Consider the following 21,439-nt stretch of genomic DNA (forward strand, 5'->3'; position numbering starts at 1 on the left):
ACCGCGGCGCGGGCCCCCGCCGGCTGAGGTCAGGGCGCCTGGGAGGCGACGACGACGGCGTCGGGCGGGGTGTCCGGGACGGTGCGGGCGGCGAGCCGGCGGACGGCCGTGTTGAGCACGGCGATCAGCGGCACCGAGACCAGCGCGCCGGTGATCCCGGCGAGGACCACGCCGGCCGCGATGCCGATGATGACCGCGAGCGGGTGGATGGCCACCGCCCGGCCCATGATGAGTGGCTGGAGGAGGTGCCCCTCCACCTGCTGCACCCCGATCACCGCACCGAGGATGATCAGCGCGGTCACCGGGCCGCTGTCGACCAGGGCGACCAGGACCGCGACGACACCCGACAGGGTCGCACCGACGATCGGGATGAAGGCACCGAGGAAGACGAGCGCGGCGAGCGGGAAGGCGAACGGGATGTCGAAGATGACGAGGAAGACGCCGATGCCGACCGCGTCGATGAAGGCGACCAGCACGGTCGCCCGGACGTAGGCGACCAGCGTCGCCCAGGACGCCCGCCCGGCGTCGTCGACCTTCCAACGGGCGGCCACCGGCAGCAGCCGGACCAGGAAGCGCCAGATCTTGTTGCCGTCGCGCAGGAAGAAGAAGGTGGCGAAGAGCACCAGCAGCGTGCCGGTCAGCACCTCAGCCAGCGTGGCGGCCGTGGAGAGGGCGCCGCTGGTGAACCTCTCGGTGTTGTTGTTGATCCACTTCTGGCCCTCGTCGATGTAGTTGTCGAGCTGGCCGTCGGAGAGGTGCAGCGGGCCGGTCTTCAGCCAGTCCTGGATCTGCCGGACGCCCTCCGAGGACTTCTTGCTCAGCTCCGGCACGCCCTGGATGAACTCGTTCACCACCAGGGTCAGCGTGCCGATCACCGCGGCCAGGCCGCCCACCAGCACCACCGCCGTCGCCATGGACCGCGGGAAGCGGGCCCGCAGCAGCCAGCCCACCGCCGGCGCGAGCAGCGCCGAGAGCAGCAGCGCGACGGCCAACGGAATGACCACGATCCGGACGGTGCCGACGATCTTCAACAGCGCCCAGGCGACGACGCCGATCACGATCAGCCGCCAGGACCAGGCGGCGGCGATCCGCAACGCGTGCGGCACGTCCGCGTCGTCCCGGCTCGAGGTGGAGTTGTGCATCGCACCGGGCGGCGGGGTGCCGACCACGGTCGCGGAGGGCGCCGCCGCCGGTCCGGGGGACGTCGGCGAGGCCACGCCGGCCGGTTCGGGGACGTCGGCCGGGTCCGTGCGGCGGTCGCGCGCCGACGCCCGGCCCGACTCGTACGCGCGGCGGAGCCGTCCGCGTAACTGCTCGAAGCGGCTCAAGCGCACCTCCTGGCGTGAGAACCGGCCCGCCCACTCGGTGGGCGGACAGGATACGTTCGACGACGCCACCGTAGGGCAGGTCCGCCACACATTGCCCCCGGCCCCCGGGGCGTAACCACCCACGGCCGCCCGACGGGGACACGGTAGCGTTTCCGGCGTGACCGCCGACCATAATCTCGACTCCGGGCTGCCGATCCGCCTGCTGCACGACCGTGTGCTGGTGCGGATGGAGGGCAGCGAGGGTGAGCGACGCTCGACCGCCGGCATCGTGATCCCGGCGACCGCCGCCGTGGGCAAGCGCCTGGCCTGGGCCACCGCCGTGGGGGTGGGGCCGAACGTACGCGCCATCGTCTCCGGCGACCGGGTCCTCTTCGACCCCGACGACCGCTCCGAGGTCGAACTGCACGGCCGCGGGTACGTGCTGCTGCGCGAACGCGACGTGCACGCCGTGGCCGCCGAGCGGGTGGAGAACGACTCCACCGGTCTCTATCTCTGATCCCGTCCCCGCCCCGTCGGTCCGGATGAGGGCGCCGGTGCCGTTTGCGTCGCTCCCGGCCGGGAAGCCAGCCGCACCACCGGCCCTGGGGAGGGACGATGCCGGTACTCGTGAAGAAGATTCTGCTCTGGGGAAGCGTCGCGTTCCTGATCTACTTCATGGCCTTCCGGCCGGAAGGCGCGGCCGAGATGTTCAAGGCGATCGGGGCGGGGCTGATGGCGATGGCGCAGGGCCTCGGTGACTTCCTCACCAGCCTGATGACCTGACGACCGGGGGCCGACCCGCACAGGGCGGCCCCCGGTCGCGGTCCTGGCTCGGGGGTGACGGGTCGTACGCGTCAGTGGTGGCCGGGAGGCCACGGCGCCGGTGGACGCTGGCCGTACCAGCCGGGCGGGCCGAAGCCGGCCGGGGGCGGCGGGGGCGGCGGCGGGACGAGCACCACGGGAATCGGCACGACGGGCTCGTCCGGCGCCTCCACCGAGCGCTGCGTGCCGTCCGGGAACCGCAGGTGGTAGCGGTGCCCGTCCCAGATCCCCACCGGCACCTGCGGGTCCCGGCCCACGAAGAACGACCGGTACGCGCCGATCGCCTCCAGCAGCTCCCGCTCCTCCCGCGCGGTCCGCTCCCGGTCCGCCGGGCGTCGGTCCAGCCCGCGCAGCGCGCCGTCGCGCAGCAGCGCCAGCCGGGTCGCCGCGAACTGGTAGCCACGCATCGCCCTAAGCCCGCCGTCGCCGGCGACCCGCCTGGCCCACACCCGGGCCGCGTGCCGCCGTCCCAGGCTGCTCAGCGCCGCCACCTCCGGCGGGGTGAGCCAGCCCGCCCGTACGTAGTCCGGCAGGGTCCGCTCGGTGAGCCGCCCCTCCCAGGCCCGCAGCCAGACGGCGAGCCCGACCATGCCGAAGAAGACCGGCACCATCACGCCGATGAAGCCGTACAGCATGATCAGGGTCTGGCCGGTGGCCTGGGTGAGCGTCGGTAGCAGGTTCCAGAGCCCGTGCAGCATCATCGCCAGGACCAGGCCGGCGAGCGGGGCGAGCACCCGGACCCACCGGTCGGCGGCGCGCGCGGCGATGCCCAGCCCCACCCCCGTCATCGAGGTGAAGAGCGGGTGGGCGAAGCCGAAGAGCAGGATCCGGACGATGAAGATGGCGATGACCTGCTGGGTGCCGGTCGCCGGCCCGTACCGCTCCACGCCGCTGGCGTAGCCGTAGCCGCCCAGGTAGAGGATGTTCTCCACCATCGCGAACCCGATCGCGGAGAGCCCGCAGTAGACCAGGGCGTCGGTGATCCCGGAGAACTCCCGGCGGCGGAAGATCAGCAGCAGGATCGGCCCGAGGGCCTTGGTCAGCTCCTCGATGAACGGCGCCACCAGCACCGCGGTCAGCGCGGTCGGCAGCCCCCAGTCCTCGAACAACCCGGCGGAGAACTCGTTGACCGTCAGCGAGGCCGCCGTGGAGACGAACGCGCCCCAGGCGAAGCAGAAGATCAGGTACTTGAGGGGCTCCGGCTCGTAGCGGTCCAGCCAGAGGAAGCAGGCCACCAGCACCGGAACCGGGAGGATCGCGGCGACCACGCCGATCAGCAGCGCCTCGACGCCCAGGTTCTCCCCCAGCGTGAAGACCATGAACAGCGCGCACGCCGCGATGAACAGGACGGTGCCGGCCAGCACCAGGGCCCGCCGCCACCCCAGCCGGCGCAGCGGCATCCGGGGCCCGGCCGCACCCGGCGGCGGGACGGCGGGCGCGGTCGGCGACGGCGGCAGGGGTGCGCCGGGCGGGGTGTCGGCCATGCGGTCAGCGTAGCCATCCCGGGCCGGCTGGACCGGCCGCATCGACCCGCCATGCCGCCGGCAGGTCACCGGCCCGCGCCGTCAGGCCTCCCTCGCCACGGGTGCCGGCGCGCGGCCGCGGGTGCGCTGGATCAGCACGACACACGCCAGCACCGCCAGCGCCGCCGCGATCGAGGCGGGAGTGACGGCCTCGCCGAGCAGCAGCGCCGACCAGACGAGGGTGAGCACCGGCTGCCCGAGCTGGATCTGGCCGACCTGTGCGACGCCGCCCCGGGCCAGGCCCGCGTACCAGGCGAAGAAGCCCAGGAACATGGAGACGGCGGTGAGGTATCCGAACGCCGACCAGGCGACGGCGTCGGCGCGCGGCGCAGCGGCCACGGCGGCGACGACCGTGACCGGCACGGTCACCGGCAGCGAGAGCAGCAGCGCCCAGCAGATCGTCCGAGCGCCGCCCAGCTCGCGGGCGAGCGCGCCGCCCTCGGCGTATCCGAGGCCGCAGAGCACGACCGCCGCGAGCAGGAACAGGTCGGGCGGGGAGAGGGCCCCGCGCACCGCGCCGCTGGCGCCGAGGAAGGCGAGGACCGACAGCAGCCCGCCGACGCTCGCGGCCCAGAACAGCGGCGGCGGTCGCTCGCCGGCCCGCAGCACGGCGAACACGGCGGTCATGGCGGGCAGCACGGCGATGACGACCGCGCCGTGCGCGGAGGTCCGGGTGCTGAGCGCCAGCGAGGTGAACAGCGGGAAACCGACGACGACGCCGAGGGCCACGACGGTCAGCCGCCGCCACTGACCACGGGTGGGTCGCGAAGCGGCGGTGGGTCGCGAAGCGGCGGTGAGTCGCAGGTACGCCGCGGCCAGCAGCGCCGCGCCGACGGCCCGGCCGAAGGCGACGAACCACGGGTCGAGCTGCTGCACGGCGACGCGGGTGGCGGGCAGCGACATGCTGAAGGCGAGGACGCCCAGCGCGCCGAGGGCGAGACCGGTCGTCCGGTAGGCCGTTACCGCGCCGCGGACAGTAGCGCTACTCTTCTCGTTCATGAATGACGGTAACGCAGCCGCACGCGTCATCCAAGATCTACGCAGGCTCGTGGCCGTCGCCGAGCCCGGCGCGCGGCTGCCCTCCGTGCGCGAGCTGACCGCGCGCCACCACGCCTCGCCGGTCACCGTCGCCGAGGCCATCCGGCAGCTGGTGGCCGAAGGGGTGATCGAGACACGATCCGGCAGAGGCACCTTCGTGGCCGCCCGGCCGCGCGAGTGGCGCGTGGCCGACCTGTCGTGGCAGACCGTGGCGCTCGGCCCCCGCCGGCCGGGCGAGGACGACATGCAGGCGCTACTGGCGTTACCGCCCGCAGGAGCGATCCCCCTGTCGGGCGGCTACCTGGAGGCGGAGCTTCAGCCCGCCGCCGCGCTCGGTGCCGCGCTCACCCGCGCCGCCCGGCAACCCGCGTCCTGGCAGCGCGGGCCGGCCGAGGGACGCGAGGACCTGCGCGGCTGGTTCGCCCGCGAGGCCGGCGCCGGTCTGCGCGCCGAGGACATGGTGATCTGCCCCGGCGGACAGGCCGCGCTGTCGTCCGCGCTGCGCGCGCTCGCCTCGCCCGGCGACACCCTGCTCGTCGAGTCGCCGACCTACCTGGGTGCGCTGGCCACCGCCCGGGCAGCCGGTCTGCGGGTGGTGCCCGTGCCCGCCGACGCCGACGGCGTACAGCCCGACCAGCTCGCCGCCGCGTTCACCCGTACCGGCGCCCGGCTGTTCTACTGCCAGCCGCTGCACGCCAACCCGCACGGCGCGACCCTGGCAGAGCACCGCCGGGCCCGGGTGGCCGAGGCCGTACGCGACGCCGGAGCGTTCCTGATCGAGGACGACTACGCCCGCGACCTCACCATCGACGGCCAGGCCCCGCCACCGTTGGCCGCCGACGACCCCGACGGGCACGTCGTCTACCTGCGCTCGCTGACCAAGTCGACCGCTCCCGGGCTGCGTGTCGCGGCGATCGGCGGCCGCGGCCCGGCCGGCGCCCGGCTGCGGGCGGCCCGGTTGCTGGACGACTTCTTCGTCGCCGGCCCGCTGCAACAGGCCACGCTCGAGTTCGTCACCGCCCCGGCCTGGACGCGGCACCGCCGCGCCCTGCGCATTGCGCTGCGGGCACGCCGCGAGGCGCTGCTGGCCGCGCTCCGCCGGCACCTGCCGGAACTCGCCCGGCAGCCGGTCCCGCGCGGCGGCATGCACCTCTGGATCCGCCTGCCCGAGGGCACCGACGACGTGGCGCTGGCCGCCGCCGCAGCCGCCGAGGGCGTAGTCGTGTTTCCCGGCCGCCCCTGGTACGCCGCCGAGCCCGCCGCCCCCCACCTGCGCCTCACCTACGCCGCCGCCCCACCCGAGCTCATGGACGAGGCCGTCCACCGTCTCGCCCGCGCCCTGCGGGCCTGAGCGGGTTCCCGGGCGTACGGGTCAGCCGAGCGGCGGGGCGGCGGGCGGCTTCGGGGCGGCGTCGGACTCCCCCTGACCGCGTGGCCGGTCCTGGTCGCCGAAGGACTGCCGGACGCCGCGGTTGGCCTCCTCCTGGGTGAGGCCGGAGGCCACCATGATGTCGCTGGCGGTGGTGCGCACCTGCGCGACCACCACGCTGCCGGAGAAGCCGACCCCCTCGGCGTACGCCCGGCCGGCCTCGCTGACCGCGCGCAGCGCCCGCTCCCGCGCCCGCTCCGGCTCCTCGCCGACGGCGAACTCGTGCTTGAGCAGGCGTACCGACTCGGCGAGGTGGGCCACCGCGTCCGGCATCGGCCCCGGGATGGGCTCCTCGTCCTCGATCAGGGTCACCGCGCGGCGGGTCAGCGTGCCGGCGTTTCGCATCGCCCGGTCGACCGGGCCGGCGGCCTCGGCGTAGTGGGTGAGCTCGTCGCGCCGGTGCCAGCGGATCGGCGAGAGCATGGCGGTCTCCTTCGCCCCGTCGATGGCCTCGGTGAAGGCGGCCAGCTCCTCCTGGTTGTTGCGGAGCCGGTCCAGGGCCTGCTGGGCCTTGGGCTGGTCCCGGTCCCGCAGGGCGTCCGCGGTGACGTCGAGTTGGGCGGCGAGCAGGTCCAGGGCCGGCCGGGCGGCCCGGTTGATCACCCGCAGCGGGTTGAGCGGCAGCAGGATCGCGGTGACCAGCAGCGCGACGCCACCGCCGACGAACGCGTCGATGAACCGGGGGATCTCCAGGTCCTCGGTCGACGGGCTGAGCGTGACGATCAGCACCGCCGTGGCCGCCGCCTGGATGACGATCGCCACGCTGGCGCCCGCGAAGACGGTCAGCATGATGGCCAGCGTGACGACCAGGCCGAGCTGCCACGGGCCGGTGCCGAGGAAGTAGATGAGCAGGTCGCCGACGGCGACCCCGATCGCCACCCCGGCGATCAGCTCCGCGGTGCGGCGGAACCGCTGGCCGACCGAGGCGGCGAGGGTGCCGACCGCGGAGATCGGCGCGAAGACCGGCTGCGGGTTGCCGAGCAGCTCGTGCGCCGCCACCCACGACAGCCCGGCGGCGAGGCCGGCCTGCACGGCGAGGCCCATCGCCATCCGCAGCCGGTGCAGGCGGTCGTGCAGCGTGGCCTTGCCACGGTGCCGCAGGGTCCGCAGGGCCGCCGAGACCCGGGCCGTGTCGAGATCCTTGCCCCGGTCCCCCAGGGCGGCACGTCGCCCCGGTGAGGGTCGACGGTCCCGGGCCACGGCCATGGCGTGGACTACCCGTGCCGCGCCGGGTGAATCCTCGGCGCCGACGGCGGTACGGCAGACTCGACCGGGTGGCCGACCTTCTCGACCGGTGGCGGGCCGCGGCCCGCGGGTCCGGGGCACCCGACGCCGCGGAGCTGACCCTGGTCGGTGCGGACCTGCTGGCCCGCTGGCGCGAGCCGCACCGGCACTACCACGACGCCCACCATCTGACGGCCGTCCTCGACGTCGTCGACGCCCACGCGCCGGCCGCCGGGCGGCCGGACCTGGTGCGCCTCGCGGCCTGGTGCCACGACGCCGTCTACGACCCGCGCGCCGGGGGCGACGCCAACGAACGCGACAGCGCGGCGCTCGCCGGCACACTGCTCGTCCGGGCGGGCCTGCCGGCCGACGCCGTGGCGGAGGTGCGCCGGCTGGTGCTGCTCACCGCCGGGCACGCCGTGGACCCGGCCGACGCCGACGGGGCACTGCTCTGCGACGCCGACCTCGCGATCCTGGCCGCGCCCCCCGAGGCGTACGACCGCTACGCCGCGGCGATCCGCCGGGAGTACGCGCACGTGCCCGAGCCGGCCTTCCGGGCGGGCCGGGCCCGGGTGCTCGCCGGACTGCTCGCCCTGCCGGCGCTGTTTCGGCTGCCGCCGCTGGCGCGGCGCTGGGAGTCGCGGGCCCGCGCCAACCTGACCCGCGAGCTGTCCGCCCTCCGCCGACCCCCCACCCCGCCCGCCCTGTCCTGACCCCGCCCTGACCCCCCGCCCCCGCACTCCCGTCCGTCCGCCCTCACGTGTCGATCACGTAGTCGTGGTGGGCAGGAAGCGCCCGTTCGTGGCTTTCGCTGGGGACCACGACTGCATGATCGACGCGGGCGGAGGGCGGGCCGGGAGTGGGGTGAGGGTCGGCCAGGTGCTTGGGGCGGCGCAGGCCGGCCTGGCGGAGCAGGCGTACCAGCTCCCGGCTCGGCACCACCCGGGCGCCCAACCAGACGGCCATCGCGCACCGTTCGGCGGGGATGTCGTAGTGGTCCCGGTCGAACCACCGGCGGGGCACACCCAGCGCCTCGGCGAAGGCGTGCAGCTCGGCGGGCGAGACGTCGCTGATCAGGTGGGACCAGAGCCGCCCCCGCCACGGCCAGGCGGGCCGGTCCAGGTAGAGCATGTCGGCCAAACTACTCCGCCGCGGGGACCGGTTGGTGATCGCGCGGCACCGACCGTAGCCTCGGCGACATGGCCGGATCCCCCCTCCTCGACGACCTGCGGGCGGCGCTCGGCGACGACGCCGTGCTCACCGACCCGGACCTGCTGCGGCTGCACGAACGCGACGAGGCCGACCTCTGTGCCGCCGGCACGCCCCTGGTCGTGGTCCGTCCCCGCAGCACCGCACAGGTGGCCGCCGCGCTGCGCGCGGCCGCGCGGCACGACGTACCGGTGGTGCCGCAGGGCGCCCGCACGGGGCTGGCCGGCGCGGCCAACGCCGTCGCCGGGGCGATGGTGCTGAGCACCGTCGCGATGGACGCCGTGCTGGAGATCGACCCGGTGAGCCGGATCGCCGTGGTGCAGCCCGGCGTGGTCAACGCGACGCTCGCCGCCGCCGTGGCCGAGCAGGGGCTGTGGTACCCGCCCGACCCGGGCTCGTGGGAGTCGTCGACGATCGGCGGGAACGTCGCCACCAACGCCGGCGGCATGTGCTGCGTCAAGTACGGCGTCACCACCGAGTACGTGCTGGGCCTGGAGGTGGTGCTCGCCTCCGGCGAGGTGCTGCGCACCGGCCGGCGTACCGCCAAGGGCGTGGCCGGATACGACCTCACCCGGCTCTTCGTCGGCTCCGAGGGCACCCTGGGCGTGATCACCGAGGTGACCGTGGCGCTGCGGCCCGCACCGGCGGAGTCGCTGACCATGGTGGCGGTCTTCCCGTCCACCGCCGCCGCCGGCGCGGCGGTCGCCGAGATCGCCGCCCGGGGACTCTCCCCCAGCCTGCTGGAGCTGCTCGACCGGACGCACCTGCGGGCCATCGAGGCGTACCGGCCGATGGGGCTGCGGACGGACGCGCAGGCGCTGCTGCTGGCCGCCGCCGACACCGGCTCGCGCGCGGCCGACGACCTGGCGGACCTGGCCGCGGTCTGCGAGGCGGCCGGCGCCGACGAGGTCTACGCGGCCACCGACGCCGTGGAGGCGGCGGCCCTGTTGCAGGCCCGCCGGCTCGCACACCCGGCGATGGAGCAGTTCGCGGCGCAGAGCTACCCGGGCGGCAACGGCGGCCTGGTCATCGATGACGTGGCGGTGCCCCGGGGCGCCCTGGCCGCGCTGCTCGACGGGGTGGCCCGGATCGCGGTGGAGTGCGACGTGCCGATCGGCGTGGTCGGCCACGCCGGGGACGGCAACATGCACCCCAACATCGTGGTGGACCGGGCCGACCCGGTGAGCCTCGAACGCGGCCGGCGCGCGTTCGACGAGATCATGCGCCTCGGCCTGGACCTGGGCGGCACCTGCACCGGCGAGCACGGCGTGGGCCTGCTCAAGCGGGACTGGCTGGCCCGCGAGATCGGCCCGGTGGGCGTCCGGGTGCACCAGGCGATCAAGGCCGCGCTGGATCCGGCCGGTCTGCTCAACCCCGGCAAGGTCCTCTGACGCTGCGTGGGTCGGCCGGATCGTCAAGGCGGTCGGCCGCAGGTGCGGCACGGCACCGCCGACCGGGCCCGGGGCCGGACGTAGGGGGTGGCCGGGGCGGGCCGGTCAGCGCGACGAGGAGGGCAGTTCGGCCTGGTCGTCGTCCGCGCCGCGGTCCGCCGCGAAGCCCCGTACGTCGGGCGCGCCGAGCCGGGCTGCGTCGGCGGTCGCGTCGTCGGGCATCAGCTGGGACTGACGTTCCGCCTCCACCCGGGCCCGGTAGTGCTCCACCTCGCGGGCCCGGGTGGCCTCGTCCCAGCCCAGCACCGCGCCCATCAGCTCGGCCGCGTGGCCCACCGACTCCAGGCCCCGGTGCGCCGTCTCGAAGGAGATCCGGGTACGCCGGGTGAGCACGTCCTCCAGGTGCAGCGCCCCCTCGGCCCGGGCCGCGTACGTCACCTCGGCGGCCAGGTATTCCGGGGCGCCGGCCAGCGGGGAGGCCAGCAGCGGGTCCGCGTCGATCAGGGCGAGCAGGTCGCGGGTGAGGGTGCCGTAGCGCTCCAGCAGGTGCTCGACCACCCCGACCGGCAACCCGTGCCGGCGGGCCAGGTCGGCCCGGTCACGCCACATCGCCGGGTAGCCGTCGGCGCCGAGCAGCGGCAGGTCGGCGGTGCGGGAGGGGCGTACGGCACCGAGCCGGTGGGCGGCCCGGTCGACCACGTCGGAGGCCATCACCCGGTACGTCGTGTACTTGCCCCCGGCGACCAGCAGCAGACCGAGCATCGGCTCGAAGACGGCGTGCTCGCGGGACAGCTTGGAGGTGGAGTCGGCCTCGCCGGCCAGCAGCGGGCGCAGCCCGGCGTAGACCCCCTCGATGTCGGCCGTCGTGAGCGGCCGGTCGAGCACCGTGTTGACCTGGTTCAGCAGGTATTCGATGTCCCGCGCGGAGGCGGCCGGGTGGGACCGGTCCAGGCGCCAGTCGGTGTCGGTGGTGCCGATGATCCAGTGCCCGCCCCACGGGATGACGAAGAGCACACTGGTGGCCGTACGCAGGATCAGCCCGGCCTCGCCGGTGATCGCCGAGCGGGGCACCACCAGGTGCACGCCCTTGGAGGCCCGGACGCGGATGCCGGGGCGCAGCCCGACGTCGTTGAGCATCCGCGACATGTCGTCGCTCCACACGCCGGTGGCGGCGATGACGGTGCGGGCGCGTACCTCGAACTCGGCGTCCGGGCAGCCGGGGGGCGCCTCCAGGTCGCGGATCCGGACGCCGGTGACCTCGCGGGCCTGCCGGATCAACCCGACCGCCCGGGTGCTGTTCACCACGGTCGCGCCGAGGCTGGCCGCCGTGCGGGCCAGCGTCACCACCAGCCGCGCGTCGTCGACCTGCCCGTCGTAGTAGCGGATCGCGCCGGCCACCGCGTCGGCCCGCAGGCTGGGGAAGACCCGGCGGGCGCCCTCGCGGGTCAGGTGCCGGTGCAGCGGCATGCCGCGCCCACCGCCGAAGACCCCGGCGAAGGCGTCGTATGCCGCCACGCCGGCGCCGTAGTAGGAGCGGCGGAACAGCCGGGCGGGCAGACCGCGCACGCCCTGCCCGTCGGGCAGCGGGACCAGGATGGGCACCGGCCGGACGAGGTGCGGCGCCAGCCGGGTGGCGAGCAGCCCGCGCTCGGTGAGCGCCTCGTGCACCAGGTGGAACTCCAACTGCTCCAGGTAGCGCAGGCCCCCGTGGATGAGCTTGCTGGAACGGCTGGAGGTGCCGGCGGCGTAGTCGCGCGCCTCCACCAGAGCCACCTTCAGCCCTCGCGAGGCGGCGTCCAGGGCGGCCCCCGCCCCGGTCGCGCCACCGCCGATGACCAGCACGTCGAAGCGTTCGGCGCGCAGGCGGCGCAGGTCGGCGGCCCGGCGCTCGGGGGAGAGCTGGCCGGCCGTCGTTCGGGACACGTTGGGGTCACGCACCCGTCCACGGTAACCGCCGCCGCCATCGGGCGGCACAGCCCGTCCGCGCCGTACTGTCGCAGGATGGACGTCGGCCCCCCGTTTCCCGCTGGTCAGCCCGTCCCACGCCCACCGGCCGCGCCGGGCCCGCCGAGCCCTTGGCCGGTGGTCGCGGCGGCGGTCGCCGGCTGCTGGACGGTCGGGCTCGTCGTCTTGGGCCAGAGCGGCGGGTGGCTGGCCGACCAGATCGTGCTGGCCTCCGGGCTGGACCGCGTGGTCTGGCTCTGGCCGGCGACGGTGTTGATCACCGTGCTCCTCGTCGGCGCCCCCGCGCTGGCGCTCGCCCTGCTGCCCCGCTCGCAGGCGGTCCGCGCCGCCGGCCGGGTCTGGCTGGCGGCGGCGCTCGTGCTCGGCGCGCTGGGGCCGCTCCGGGCGATCCCGCCGGTGCACCACGAGGCGTACCTCGCCGCGCTGGCCACCACGGCCGCGCTGGCCGCCCTCGCCCTGCGGACGCTGGGCCGCCGCGCGGCCGCCGCGACGCCCCGGGTGTCCGCGCCACCCGCCACGCTGCTCGGGGTGGCCGGCGGGCTGACGCTGCTGCTGCCCTGGGTCTGGCTGGGGGCGCTCGGCGGGCTGCTGGAGACGGTGCTGGCCGGGGTCGCCGCCGCCGCGTTGGGCGTGCTGGCCGGGGCGCTGCTGGACGCCGCCTTCTGGTCCCGCTTCACCGTCGGGGAGCCGCCCCGGCCGGCGCGGTCGGTGCTGGTCGGCGGGCTGGTCGCCGGGGTCGCGCTGCTGCTGCTCGCCGCCGGGGTCGGGCAGTCCGGGGCCCAACTGCCCCTGCTGCTGACGCTGCCGCCGGCCGGCTTCGCACTGGCCGCCCTGCACGTGGCGGCCCGGCCGGCCGAGGCCGCCACCCGCTACCACCGGCCCGCCGACCCGGCCGGACCGGCCGGTCCGGCCGACACCGCCGGTCCGGCCGGTCCGGCGCCGGGCGCCGCTGCCCGCGGGCCGGTCGGCCGGGGCCCGCTCGCGGTGCGGCCCGCGGTCCGTTGGCTGGTCGGGCTCGGCGTCCTCGGCCCGCTGGCCCTCACCGACCCCGAGGAGATCACCCTCCTCCTGGCCGGCACCCGCGACGTGCCGTTCTGGGTGGCCGCCGCCGGCGGCGCCGGGCTCGCCGCCGCGGCCGTCCTCGCCGTCGCGTACGGCGTGCTGCTGACCCGGGCCCGGCGGCCGAGCCGGCGGGTCGCCGGGGTGACCGCCGGCGTGCTGCTGGTCGCGGTGGGCGTGGTGGCCGTCGGCGTGGGCCAGCCCGGCCTGCACGGCGAGCGGCTGTTCGTGGTGCTCCGCGAGCAGGCCGATCTCGGTGACGTCCCGGCGACGACCGGCCGGGCCGGCCGGGACGCCCGGGTCGGCGAGGTCCACCGGCGGCTCGTCACGACCGCCGAGCGGACCCAGGCCGACCTGCGCCGGGACCTGCGCCGGCTGCGGCTGGAGCACACCCCCTACTACCTGGTGAACGCGGTCGAGGTGGACGGCGGACCGGCGGTGCGGGCCTGGCTGTCGCGCCGGCCGGAGGTGGCCCGGGTGCTGGTCGGCCAGCGGGTGCGACCGCTGCCCGCGCCGGCCGGGCGCAGTCGCGGCAGCGCGCCCGCGCCCGCCGGAGCGGAGTGGCACGTCCGGATGATCGGCGCGGACCGGGTCTGGTCCCAACTCGGGGTGGACGGCTCGGGGATCGTGGTGGGCAGCTCCGACTCGGGCGTGGACGACGGGCACCCCGCGCTGGCGGGCGGCTTCCGGGGCGGCGACGACTCCTGGCACGACCCGTGGAACGGCACCCGGGCGCCGACCGACAAGGGCGGGCACGGCACCCACACGGCGGGCAGCGCGGTGGGCCGCGACGGCATCGGAGTGGCCCCGGGCGCCCGGTGGGTCGGCTGCGTCAACCTGGACCGCAACCTCGGCAACCCCGCGTACTACCTGGACTGCCTCCAGTTCATGCTGGCGCCCTTCCCGCCGGGCGGGGACCCCTTCACCGACGGGCGCCCCGGGCGGGCCCCGGACATCCTCACCAACTCGTGGGGCTGCCCGTCGATCGAGGGCTGCGACCCGGGCGCGCTCCGACCGGCCACCGCCGCCCTGGACGCCGCCGGCATCCTGGTGGTGGCCGCGGCCGGCAACACCGGGCCCTACTGCGGCTCGATCGACGACCCGCCCGCCCCGTACGCGGACGTGCTGACCGTCGGCGCGGTGGACCGGCAGCGCAGGGTGACCCTCTTCTCGTCGCGGGGCCCGGTGCCGGGGGCGGCCAAGCCGGACCTGGTCGCGCCGGGCGACGAGGTGCTCTCGGCGATGCCGGGCGGCGGGTACGCCACCCTGAGCGGCACCTCGATGGCGACGCCTCAGGTGGCCGGCGTGGTGGCGCTGATGTGGTCGGCCAACCCGGCGCTGGTCGGCGACCTGCCCCGTACCCGGCAGATCCTGCGGGACACCGCGACCCCGGCCGTGGCCACGTACGCGTCCCGGACCCAGACCTGCGGGGGCGACCGGAACATCACCGGCGCCGGCCTGGTCGACGCGTACGCCGCCGTTCGCACGGCACGGGGGTGAGGCGCGGAGCGCCGGTTCACCGCAGCCGGTCGAGGAACTCCCGCGAGCGCCGCAGCACCAGTGCCGTCGCCTCCGCGTCGTACGACGGCAGCGTGCTGTCGGTGAACAGGTGCCGGTCGCCGGGGTAGACGAACAGCTCGCCGAGGTCGCCGACGATGCCGACCAGCTCGCGGGCGGCTTCGATGTCGCCCTCCAGGGCGAAGAACGGGTCGGCGTCCATGCCGTGGATCTGCACCGGAACCCCGGCGGGCCAGGGGCCGACGGCCCATTCGCCGGTGACGGGCAGGCAGGATTCGTAGAGCAGCGCGCCGCGGGTGCCCGGCCGAGTCTGGGCGAGCCGCTGGGCGGTGGCGGCGCCCCAGGAGAAGCCCGCGTACACCAGACCGTCGGGCAGCTCGGCCACGGCCCGGTCGGCGCGCTCGCGGAGCACCTCCCTCCCGATGCGTTTCGTGAGCGCGAAGCCCTCTTCGAGGGTCGCCGGGCGTTCACCGTCGAACAGGTCGGGGGTGTGCACGGTGTGCCCGCCCGACCGCAGCTGTTCGGCGAACCCGCGCAGCCCGTCGGTGACCCCGCGCAGATGGTGGAACAGGACCACGTCGGCCATCTCTACACTCCTGTCTACAGACGACAACGATCGAATGATCCATGATTCTAGAACGGTCGAGAAATGTCGAGCAATCAGCGGATCCCGGACTACGACCTCGACGAGATGCTCGTGGTCACCGCGCCCGCGCAGCTTCGCGCGCTGGCCGATCCCCTGCGCGCCACCCTCCTGGAACTGCTCCTGGAGCGGGCCGCCACGGTGACCGAGCTGGCCCGGGCGGTCGACCGGCCGAAGAGCAGCGTCGCCTACCACGTGACCGCGCTCGTCGATGCCGGCCTGCTCCGGGTGGTTCGGACCCGGCGGGTGCGGGCGATCGACGAGCGGTACTACGGCCGGGTCGCCCGCACGCTCTACATCGGCGCGCTCACCCGCCCCGAGGACAGACAGGTCGCGACCGCCGTCAACGGGCTCGCCGAGGCCGTCGCCGAATCCGCCGCCGCCCACGCCGCCGACGACCTGCGCTGCACCCTCGTCCACGCCCGCATCCCGATCCAGGAGGTACGCGCATTCTGGGCCGAGGTGCAGGCGCTGACCCGCCGCTTCGCCCAGATCCCCCGCTCCGGCGACCAGGTGTACGGGTTCGTCGCCGGCCTCTACCCCACCGACGCGCCGACCCTTCCCGAGCCCGACCCGGCCCTTCCCGAGCCCGACCCGGAACCGAGGGCCGACCCGGAACCGACACCCGAGCCGGAACCGAGGTCCGAGCCGGCCGGCTGAGGCGACCGGGCCGGTCGCGGCACGCCACGGCGACCGCCGGCCGGGCAACGCCGACAGGGGCTCTCCTCAACAGGAGCGCTCCGGTGACCTAGGGTCGGCGTCCATGGACCTGAAGATCGTCGAGCTGGGGCCCGACCGGCTGCCCGCCGTGGTGGAGCTCTGCGGGCGGGCACTGGACCTGCCGGAGGACGCGGCCGAGGCGCCGGCCGTCGTGGACACCCTCTGGGCCCGGGCAACCGCCCGCCGCCCGGTGTTCGTGTGGGGCGCGTACCGGGAGGGGCGCCTCGTCGGCGTGCTCGTCGGTTCCCTCGCCGCCGACGACGGCGACGCCCGTGGTCACGTCGACCTGGTCGCGGTGGCACCGCAGGAGCGGCGGAAGGGTGTCGGGAGGGCCCTGCTGGCGGTCGCCGAGGCGCGGCTCGCCGGGCTCGGCGCGGTGGAGATGCTGCTCGCCGGCAATCCGCCGTACCACGCCTGGCCCGGCATCGACGTGCGCTACACCCCGGCGGTCTGCGCCGCGCTGGCGCTCGGCTACCGGCAGGACCGGACGGCGTGGAACATGACCGCCGACCTGTCGTACGACGACTCGCCCGCGCTGCGCCCGACGGCACCCGCGGAGGAGCGGCTGGCCGGGCAGGGGGTGACGGTCCGCCGGGCCGGGGCGGGCGACCTGCCGGCACTGACGGAGTTCGCGCGCGCCACCTTCGGTGGGGCCTGGGACGCCGAACTGGCCGGCTCGGTGGGCCGGGAGGGTGCGGGCTGCCACCTGGCCGAACGCGACGGCGAGGTGCTCGGTTTCGCCGCGTACGGGTCGTCGCGGCCGAGCTGGTTCGGCCCGATGGGTACCGCCCCGGCGGCGGCGGGCTCGGGGATCGGCGGGGTGCTGCTGCGCCGGTGCCTGCGCGACCAGCGGGCGGCGGGCGTGTCGGCGGCGCAGATCGGGTGGGTGGGGCCGGTGCCCTTCTACTCGGGCAGCGCGGGTGCCCGGATCGAGCGCGTCTTCTTCCTGTACCGCAGGTCGCTCGGGGACTGACGACGGGACGATCGGAACATGGAACCTCATAACGCCATTCGTCCGCATTGGTGATCGTCGCGCCCTACCGTTTCCGGTAGAGGAGGCAACCATGACCACGGACGACGAACGCCCCGGCCCGTTGCCGTTCGACCGGCTCGACTACGGCGACGCCGAGCAGCAGGCGGAGATGGCCGGTGTCGACGAGCCGGCCGACGAGCCGGTGACGCTGGTCGACGAGCCGGTGCAGATCCCGCAGCCGTACGACCGGACGCAGAAGAGACGCAACCAGCGACCGCTGCCCACGTGACAGCGGAAGGGGCGGGCCGCTGACGCGGCCCGCCCCTTCCGGCGTTGGAGCTGGACTCAGAAGTCCATGTCCCCGCCACCCGGACCAGCCGGGGCGGCCGGGGCCTTCTCCGGCTTGTCCGCCACGACGGCCTCGGTGGTGAGGAAGAGCGCCGCGATCGACGCGGCGTTCTGCAGCGCCGAGCGGGTCACCTTGGCCGGGTCGATGATGCCCGCGGCCAGCAGGTCGACGTACTCGCCGTTGGCGGCGTTGAGGCCGTGACCCGGGTTCAGGTTACGGACCTTCTCCACCACGACGCCGCCCTCGAGGCCGGCGTTGACGGCGATCTGCCGCAGCGGGGCGTCCAGCGCGACCTTGACGATGTTCGCACCGGTCGCCTCGTCGCCGACCAGGTCGAGCTTGTCGAAGGCGGTCTTGCCGGCCTGCACCAGCGCGACGCCACCACCCGGGACGATGCCCTCCTCGACGGCGGCCTTCGCGTTGCGGACGGCGTCCTCGATGCGGTGCTTGCGCTCCTTCAGCTCGACCTCGGTGGCCGCGCCGACCTTGATGACCGCGACGCCGCCGGCCAGCTTGGCCAGCCGCTCCTGCAGCTTCTCGCGGTCGTAGTCGGAGTCGCTCTTGTCGATCTCGGCCCGGATCTGGTTGACCCGGCCCTGGATCTGGTCGGCGTCGCCGGCACCGTCGACGATGGTGGTCTCGTCCTTGGTCACCACGACCTTGCGGGCGCGGCCCAGCATGTCGAGGCCGACGGCGTCCAGCTTGAGGCCGACCTCCTCGCTGATGACCTGGCCACCGGTGAGGATGGCGATGTCGGCCAGCATGGCCTTGCGGCGGTCACCGAAGCCCGGCGCCTTGACGGCGACCGACTTGAAGGTGCCCCGGACCTTGTTGACGACCAGGGTCGCCAGGGCCTCGCCCTCGATGTCCTCGGAGATGATCAGCAGCGGCTTGCCCGACTGCATGACCTTCTCCAGGATCGGGAGCAGGTCCTTCACCGACGAGATCTTGCTGTTGACGATCAGGAGGTAGGGGTCGTCGAAGACGGCCTCCATGCGCTCCGGGTCGGTCATGAAGTAGGCCGAGATGTAGCCCTTGTCGAAGCGCATGCCCTCGGTGAGCTCCAGCTCCAGCCCGAAGGTGTTGCTCTCCTCGACGGTGATGACGCCTTCCTTGCCCACCTTGTCCATCGCCTCGGCGATGATCTCGCCGACGCTGGTGTCACCGGCGGAGATGGAGGCGGTGGAAGCGATCTGCTCCTTGGTCTCGACGTCCTTGGCGAGCTTGAGCAGCTCCTCCGAGACGCTGGCCACGGCGGTTTCGATGCCCCGCTTCAGGGCCATCGGGTTGGCACCGGCGGCCACGTTGCGCAGGCCCTCGCGGACCAGGGCCTGGGCCAGGACGGTCGCCGTCGTCGTGCCGTCACCGGCGACGTCGTCGGTCTTCTTCGCGACCTCCTTGACCAGCTCGGCGCCGATCTTCTCGTAGGGGTCCTCGAGCTCGATCTCCTTGGCGATGCTCACACCATCGTTGGTGATGGTGGGGGCACCCCACTTCTTCTCGAGGACGACGTTGCGGCCCTTGGGGCCGAGGGTCACCTTCACGGCGTCGGCGAGCTGGTTCATGCCCCGCTCGAGGCCGCGGCGCGCCTCTTCGTCGAACGCGATCATCTTGGCCATACGGCGTTGTCCTCCTGGACACTCACGGGCCACCCGAGTGTGTGTCCCGGATGGGCCGCCTGGTGTACGCACCTTGGGACGTCGCCACCTGGCGACGACGACGTCTCCTCGGCCGGGCCGGATAGCCCGCGACGACCGGCCATGTGCCGCAGCCGCGTCTGGACGCCGCTACGACCGTGGCCCTACCGCCCCGACCATTGGCACTCGCGGTATGCGAGTGCCAATGACTTGTTTAGCACTCTCCCCTGCCGAGTGCAAGCACGACCGCCCCGGTCAGCCGAGTTCACCGGCCAGTCGCGCGCTGTCCACCGGCCCCTCGTGGGCGCGCTGCTCGGCGTAGGTCACGACCAGGCCGACCAGTTGGGCGAGGTGGGTCGGCAGGGCCAGCACCGCGCCCACCAGCGCCACCACGATGACGCCGACGGCCGTGCCGGGCGACTCCATCGGGGTGGCGCCGAACGGCAGCGCGCCGACGCCCTCCACCATGGCGGCGGCCCCGCCGCCGATGATCACCGCCGCCGCCACCAGCGCCACCCGGCCGAGCAGCAGACCGAGCCGGTCGTGGAACATCCGGAAGGAACGGCCGATCGGGGCCTGCCGCTCGAACAGGTAGACCGGGCCGGCCATGCTCAGCGCGAACGCGAAGTAGATGCCGGGGATGACGCAGAGACAGAGGCCGAGCCCGATGATCACGCTCGTCAACAGGGTCCAGCCCCAGAGGCCGAGGGCCCGACGCGCCCCGTAGGACAGGGCCGCGCCCATGCTCACCGCCTCGCCGGCCGCCTGCCGGGTCACCACCCAGGTGCCGGCCGCCCAGCCCAGGCTCTGCACCAGACCGAAGACGAGGGCGCTGCCGAGCACCACGGCCAGCATGACGCCCATGTCGGTCACGAACGTGTCGGGCAGCGCGGCCGGATCGTCGGCCATCGACTGCTCCCACTTCGCGGTCGGGTCGAGGAACAGTGTGAGCACCGACACCACGAGGGCCGGCAGCACCTGGGTGAGCAGCAGGATCGGCAGCAGCAGCCGCCAGCCCCGGCGCACCGCGCCGACGCACCGGCCGAACCAGCCGTTGACGCCTGCGCCGGGCGGGGTGACGAGCAGGTCGGACGGATCGAGGCCGTGCCCCGGCGGGTACCAGCCGTGGGCCGGCTGCCCGGGGTAGGCGACCGGGGCGCCCGGATACCACGGCTGCCCGCCGTACGGACCGGAGCCGACCGGGTACCCGCCGGTGGGCGGGAAGACCCAGCCCTGCGGCGGCGGGCCTGCGGGTGCCCCACCACCCGGGGGCACGGGACCGCCCGGGGGCGGGACGGCCGGCACCGCGGCACCCGGCGCGGCCGGGCCGGCGTTCCCGGCGGCGGGATCGGCCGGGGTCCCGGCGGCCGGGGGCGTGACGACGCCGGGCTCCGGTGCGGCCGGACCGCCGGGTGGCGGCGCGGCGGGGTCAGGATCTCCCGGGGGTGGCGCGGCCTGGGGCGGCTGGTCGGACATGAACCCTCCTCAGCGGTGGCTGGAACGGCTCACGATCCTTCCCTGCCGGCGCAACCGCGCCGAAGCCCGCCCCCGCGGCGGCGACTGCTTACGACCGCGGAATCACCCGGTCGGCATCCCGACGCCGACGTCGAGCTCGGACCGGGGCGGGAGCGGGGGGCCCGGTCAGGCGACGACGCGCACGCGCTCGGCCTGCGGGCCCTTCTGGCCCTGGGCGATCTCGAACTCGACCCGCTGGCCGTCGTCCAGCGCCTTGTAGCCGTCCATCTCGATCGCCGAGAAGTGGACGAAGACGTCCTGCCCGCCGTCGACGGCGATGAAGCCGTAGCCCTTTTCGGAGTTGAACCACTTCACGGTGCCCTGTGCCACGGTGCACTTCCTCACTCTGCGCGGCTTTCCACGACCCGGAGGCCGGGCGGGCCGGCACCGGAGGGCCACCGGCTCGGCGATCGACGAGGACCGCTGAAACGGTGACCGAAATCGCACGCTACACGAAGCGTGACGACGGCGCACGACCACAAATCGGGCAAACTTCGACCGCAGTCCATCGGCAATCATCGTTGTGGTAGGTATGCGTGATGACGAGCACGCCCAACGGGTCGGGGTCGGCACGGCGGGCGGAGATCCGACGGGTCCGGCCGCGCGACGCGGCCCGGATGCGGGCCCTGCGCCTGGAGATGCTCGCCGACGCCCCGCTGGCCTTCCTGGAGACCCTCGCCGACGCGGCGGCCCGCCCGCACGCCGACTACGCGGCCCGGATCGCGTCCGTCTCCACCGGGGCCGGCACCGCACAGTTCGTCGCGGACCCGGGCGGCCGGCTCGTCGGGCACGCCGGCGGCACGGCGGCTCCCGGGGAGCCGGGGCTGACCGTGGTGTACGCCGTCTACGTCACCCCGCCCTGGCGGGGCACCGGCCTCCTCGGCGCCCTCGTCGACGCCGTCGCGGCCTGGTCCCGGGCCTGCGGACGCCCCGAACTGATGCTGGAGGTCGTGGTGGGCAACGACCGGGCCTACCGCGCGTACCGGCGGCTGGGCTTCGTCGACACCGGCGTACGCGTCCCGCACCCCACCGTGCCGGCGCTCACCGAACTCCAGATGCGCCGACCGGCCTGACGCGACCGCCCGGATCGGCCCGTGCGGAGCCGACCCGGGCAGCC

At 74.9% G+C, this 21,439-nt stretch carries 20 protein-coding genes; 10 read left to right on the top strand and 10 right to left on the bottom strand.

The window, feature by feature from the left end; all coding sequences use genetic code 11:
• Positions 1–29: 29 nt before the first annotated feature.
• Entirely contained in the window at positions 30–1,397 is a 1,368-nt protein-coding gene (locus tag KBX06_RS03790; protein WP_374225562.1) for an AI-2E family transporter, read from the bottom strand.
• 88 nt (positions 1,398–1,485) lie between these two features.
• On the opposite strand from KBX06_RS03790, the gene KBX06_RS03795 reads away from it, so the two are divergent.
• Both KBX06_RS03795 and KBX06_RS03800 read left to right on the top strand, forming a co-directional pair.
• Positions 1,486–1,824 (top strand): co-chaperone GroES, encoded by a 339-nt coding sequence (locus KBX06_RS03795; protein WP_210832712.1) that lies wholly within the window; start codon positions 1,486–1,488, stop codon positions 1,822–1,824.
• A 98-nt stretch (positions 1,825–1,922) separates the two neighbouring features.
• Positions 1,923–2,090 carry a hypothetical protein gene (locus KBX06_RS03800; RefSeq protein ID WP_165947924.1) on the top strand — a complete coding sequence of 56 codons (168 nt, stop codon included), beginning with the start codon at positions 1,923–1,925 and terminating at the stop codon, positions 2,088–2,090.
• A 71-nt stretch (positions 2,091–2,161) separates the two neighbouring features.
• Here the strand turns inward: KBX06_RS03800 and KBX06_RS03805 are convergent, their stop codons facing one another.
• Positions 2,162–3,655: a PrsW family intramembrane metalloprotease gene (locus tag KBX06_RS03805; protein ID WP_210832713.1), complete on the bottom strand. Its 1,494-nt coding sequence runs from the start codon at positions 3,653–3,655 to the stop codon at positions 2,162–2,164.
• A 39-nt stretch (positions 3,656–3,694) separates the two neighbouring features.
• Entirely contained in the window at positions 3,695–4,651 is a 957-nt protein-coding gene (locus tag KBX06_RS03810) for a DMT family transporter (protein WP_210832714.1), read from the bottom strand.
• Here KBX06_RS03810 and KBX06_RS03815 point away from each other — a divergent pair.
• On the top strand, positions 4,650–6,041 hold the full coding sequence (locus KBX06_RS03815; protein ID WP_210832715.1) for a PLP-dependent aminotransferase family protein: 1,392 nt from the start codon (positions 4,650–4,652) through the stop codon (positions 6,039–6,041). The genes KBX06_RS03810 and KBX06_RS03815 overlap by 2 nt on opposite strands.
• Positions 6,042–6,062: 21 nt before the next feature.
• On the opposite strand, the gene KBX06_RS03820 is transcribed toward KBX06_RS03815, so the two are convergent.
• On the bottom strand, positions 6,063–7,319 hold the full coding sequence (locus KBX06_RS03820; RefSeq protein ID WP_374225570.1) for an aromatic acid exporter family protein: 1,257 nt from the start codon (positions 7,317–7,319) through the stop codon (positions 6,063–6,065).
• Positions 7,320–7,393: 74 nt separating this feature from the next.
• On the opposite strand from KBX06_RS03820, the gene KBX06_RS03825 reads away from it, so the two are divergent.
• A complete protein-coding gene (locus KBX06_RS03825) occupies positions 7,394–8,056 on the top strand; it encodes a metal-dependent phosphohydrolase (RefSeq protein WP_210832717.1) in 663 nt (220 codons plus the stop codon).
• Positions 8,057–8,099: 43 nt separating this feature from the next.
• On the opposite strand, the gene KBX06_RS03830 is transcribed toward KBX06_RS03825, so the two are convergent.
• On the bottom strand, positions 8,100–8,474 hold the full coding sequence (locus KBX06_RS03830; protein WP_247685000.1) for a DUF4031 domain-containing protein: 375 nt from the start codon (positions 8,472–8,474) through the stop codon (positions 8,100–8,102).
• Between the two features lie 68 nt (positions 8,475–8,542).
• Here KBX06_RS03830 and KBX06_RS03835 point away from each other — a divergent pair, with 68 nt between their 5' ends.
• Positions 8,543–9,943 (top strand): FAD-binding oxidoreductase, encoded by a 1,401-nt coding sequence (locus tag KBX06_RS03835; RefSeq protein ID WP_210832718.1) that lies wholly within the window; start codon positions 8,543–8,545, stop codon positions 9,941–9,943.
• A gap of 105 nt (positions 9,944–10,048) precedes the next feature.
• Here the strand turns inward: KBX06_RS03835 and KBX06_RS03840 are convergent, their stop codons facing one another.
• Positions 10,049–11,866, bottom strand: a complete 1,818-nt coding sequence (locus tag KBX06_RS03840; RefSeq protein ID WP_210832960.1) for a glycerol-3-phosphate dehydrogenase/oxidase — start codon at positions 11,864–11,866, stop codon at positions 10,049–10,051.
• Between the two features lie 78 nt (positions 11,867–11,944).
• Between KBX06_RS03840 and KBX06_RS03845 the strand changes: the two genes are divergently transcribed.
• Positions 11,945–14,467 (top strand): S8 family serine peptidase, encoded by a 2,523-nt coding sequence (locus tag KBX06_RS03845; protein ID WP_210832719.1) that lies wholly within the window; start codon positions 11,945–11,947, stop codon positions 14,465–14,467.
• Positions 14,468–14,483: 16 nt separating this feature from the next.
• Here KBX06_RS03845 and KBX06_RS03850 read toward each other — a convergent pair whose 3' ends face one another.
• Complete coding sequence (locus tag KBX06_RS03850; protein WP_210832720.1) at positions 14,484–15,071, bottom strand: dienelactone hydrolase family protein; 588 nt, start codon at positions 15,069–15,071, stop codon at positions 14,484–14,486.
• 63 nt (positions 15,072–15,134) lie between these two features.
• Between KBX06_RS03850 and KBX06_RS03855 the strand changes: the two genes are divergently transcribed.
• The 3 genes from KBX06_RS03855 to KBX06_RS03865 all read left to right on the top strand — a co-directional run bounded on the left by KBX06_RS03855 (position 15,135) and on the right by KBX06_RS03865 (position 17,110).
• Positions 15,135–15,788: a helix-turn-helix domain-containing protein gene (locus KBX06_RS03855; RefSeq protein WP_210832721.1), complete on the top strand. Its 654-nt coding sequence runs from the start codon at positions 15,135–15,137 to the stop codon at positions 15,786–15,788.
• A 103-nt stretch (positions 15,789–15,891) separates the two neighbouring features.
• Entirely contained in the window at positions 15,892–16,821 is a 930-nt protein-coding gene (locus KBX06_RS03860) for a GNAT family N-acetyltransferase (RefSeq protein ID WP_210832722.1), read from the top strand.
• 91 nt (positions 16,822–16,912) lie between these two features.
• Positions 16,913–17,110, top strand: a complete 198-nt coding sequence (locus tag KBX06_RS03865; RefSeq protein ID WP_210832723.1) for a hypothetical protein — start codon at positions 16,913–16,915, stop codon at positions 17,108–17,110.
• Between the two features lie 56 nt (positions 17,111–17,166).
• Here the strand turns inward: KBX06_RS03865 and groL are convergent, their stop codons facing one another.
• The 3 genes from groL to KBX06_RS03880 form a co-directional block, all read right to left on the bottom strand.
• On the bottom strand, positions 17,167–18,789 hold the full coding sequence (gene groL / locus KBX06_RS03870) for a chaperonin GroEL (RefSeq protein ID WP_210832724.1): 1,623 nt from the start codon (positions 18,787–18,789) through the stop codon (positions 17,167–17,169).
• Positions 18,790–19,062: 273 nt separating this feature from the next.
• The gene (locus tag KBX06_RS03875; RefSeq protein ID WP_210832725.1) at positions 19,063–20,283 is read right to left on the bottom strand and encodes a hypothetical protein; all 1,221 of its coding nucleotides are present in this window, start codon (positions 20,281–20,283) and stop codon (positions 19,063–19,065) included.
• Positions 20,284–20,448: 165 nt separating this feature from the next.
• The gene (locus tag KBX06_RS03880; protein WP_088998148.1) at positions 20,449–20,652 is read right to left on the bottom strand and encodes a cold-shock protein; all 204 of its coding nucleotides are present in this window, start codon (positions 20,650–20,652) and stop codon (positions 20,449–20,451) included.
• Between the two features lie 209 nt (positions 20,653–20,861).
• Between KBX06_RS03880 and KBX06_RS03885 the strand changes: the two genes are divergently transcribed.
• Positions 20,862–21,395, top strand: coding sequence for a GNAT family N-acetyltransferase (locus KBX06_RS03885; protein WP_210832726.1), 534 nt, complete (start codon positions 20,862–20,864; stop codon positions 21,393–21,395).
• Positions 21,396–21,439: the final 44 nt, after the last annotated feature.

The organism is Micromonospora sp. C31, assembly GCF_018070575.1.
Taxonomy (GTDB): Bacteria; Actinomycetota; Actinomycetes; order Mycobacteriales; family Micromonosporaceae; genus Micromonospora.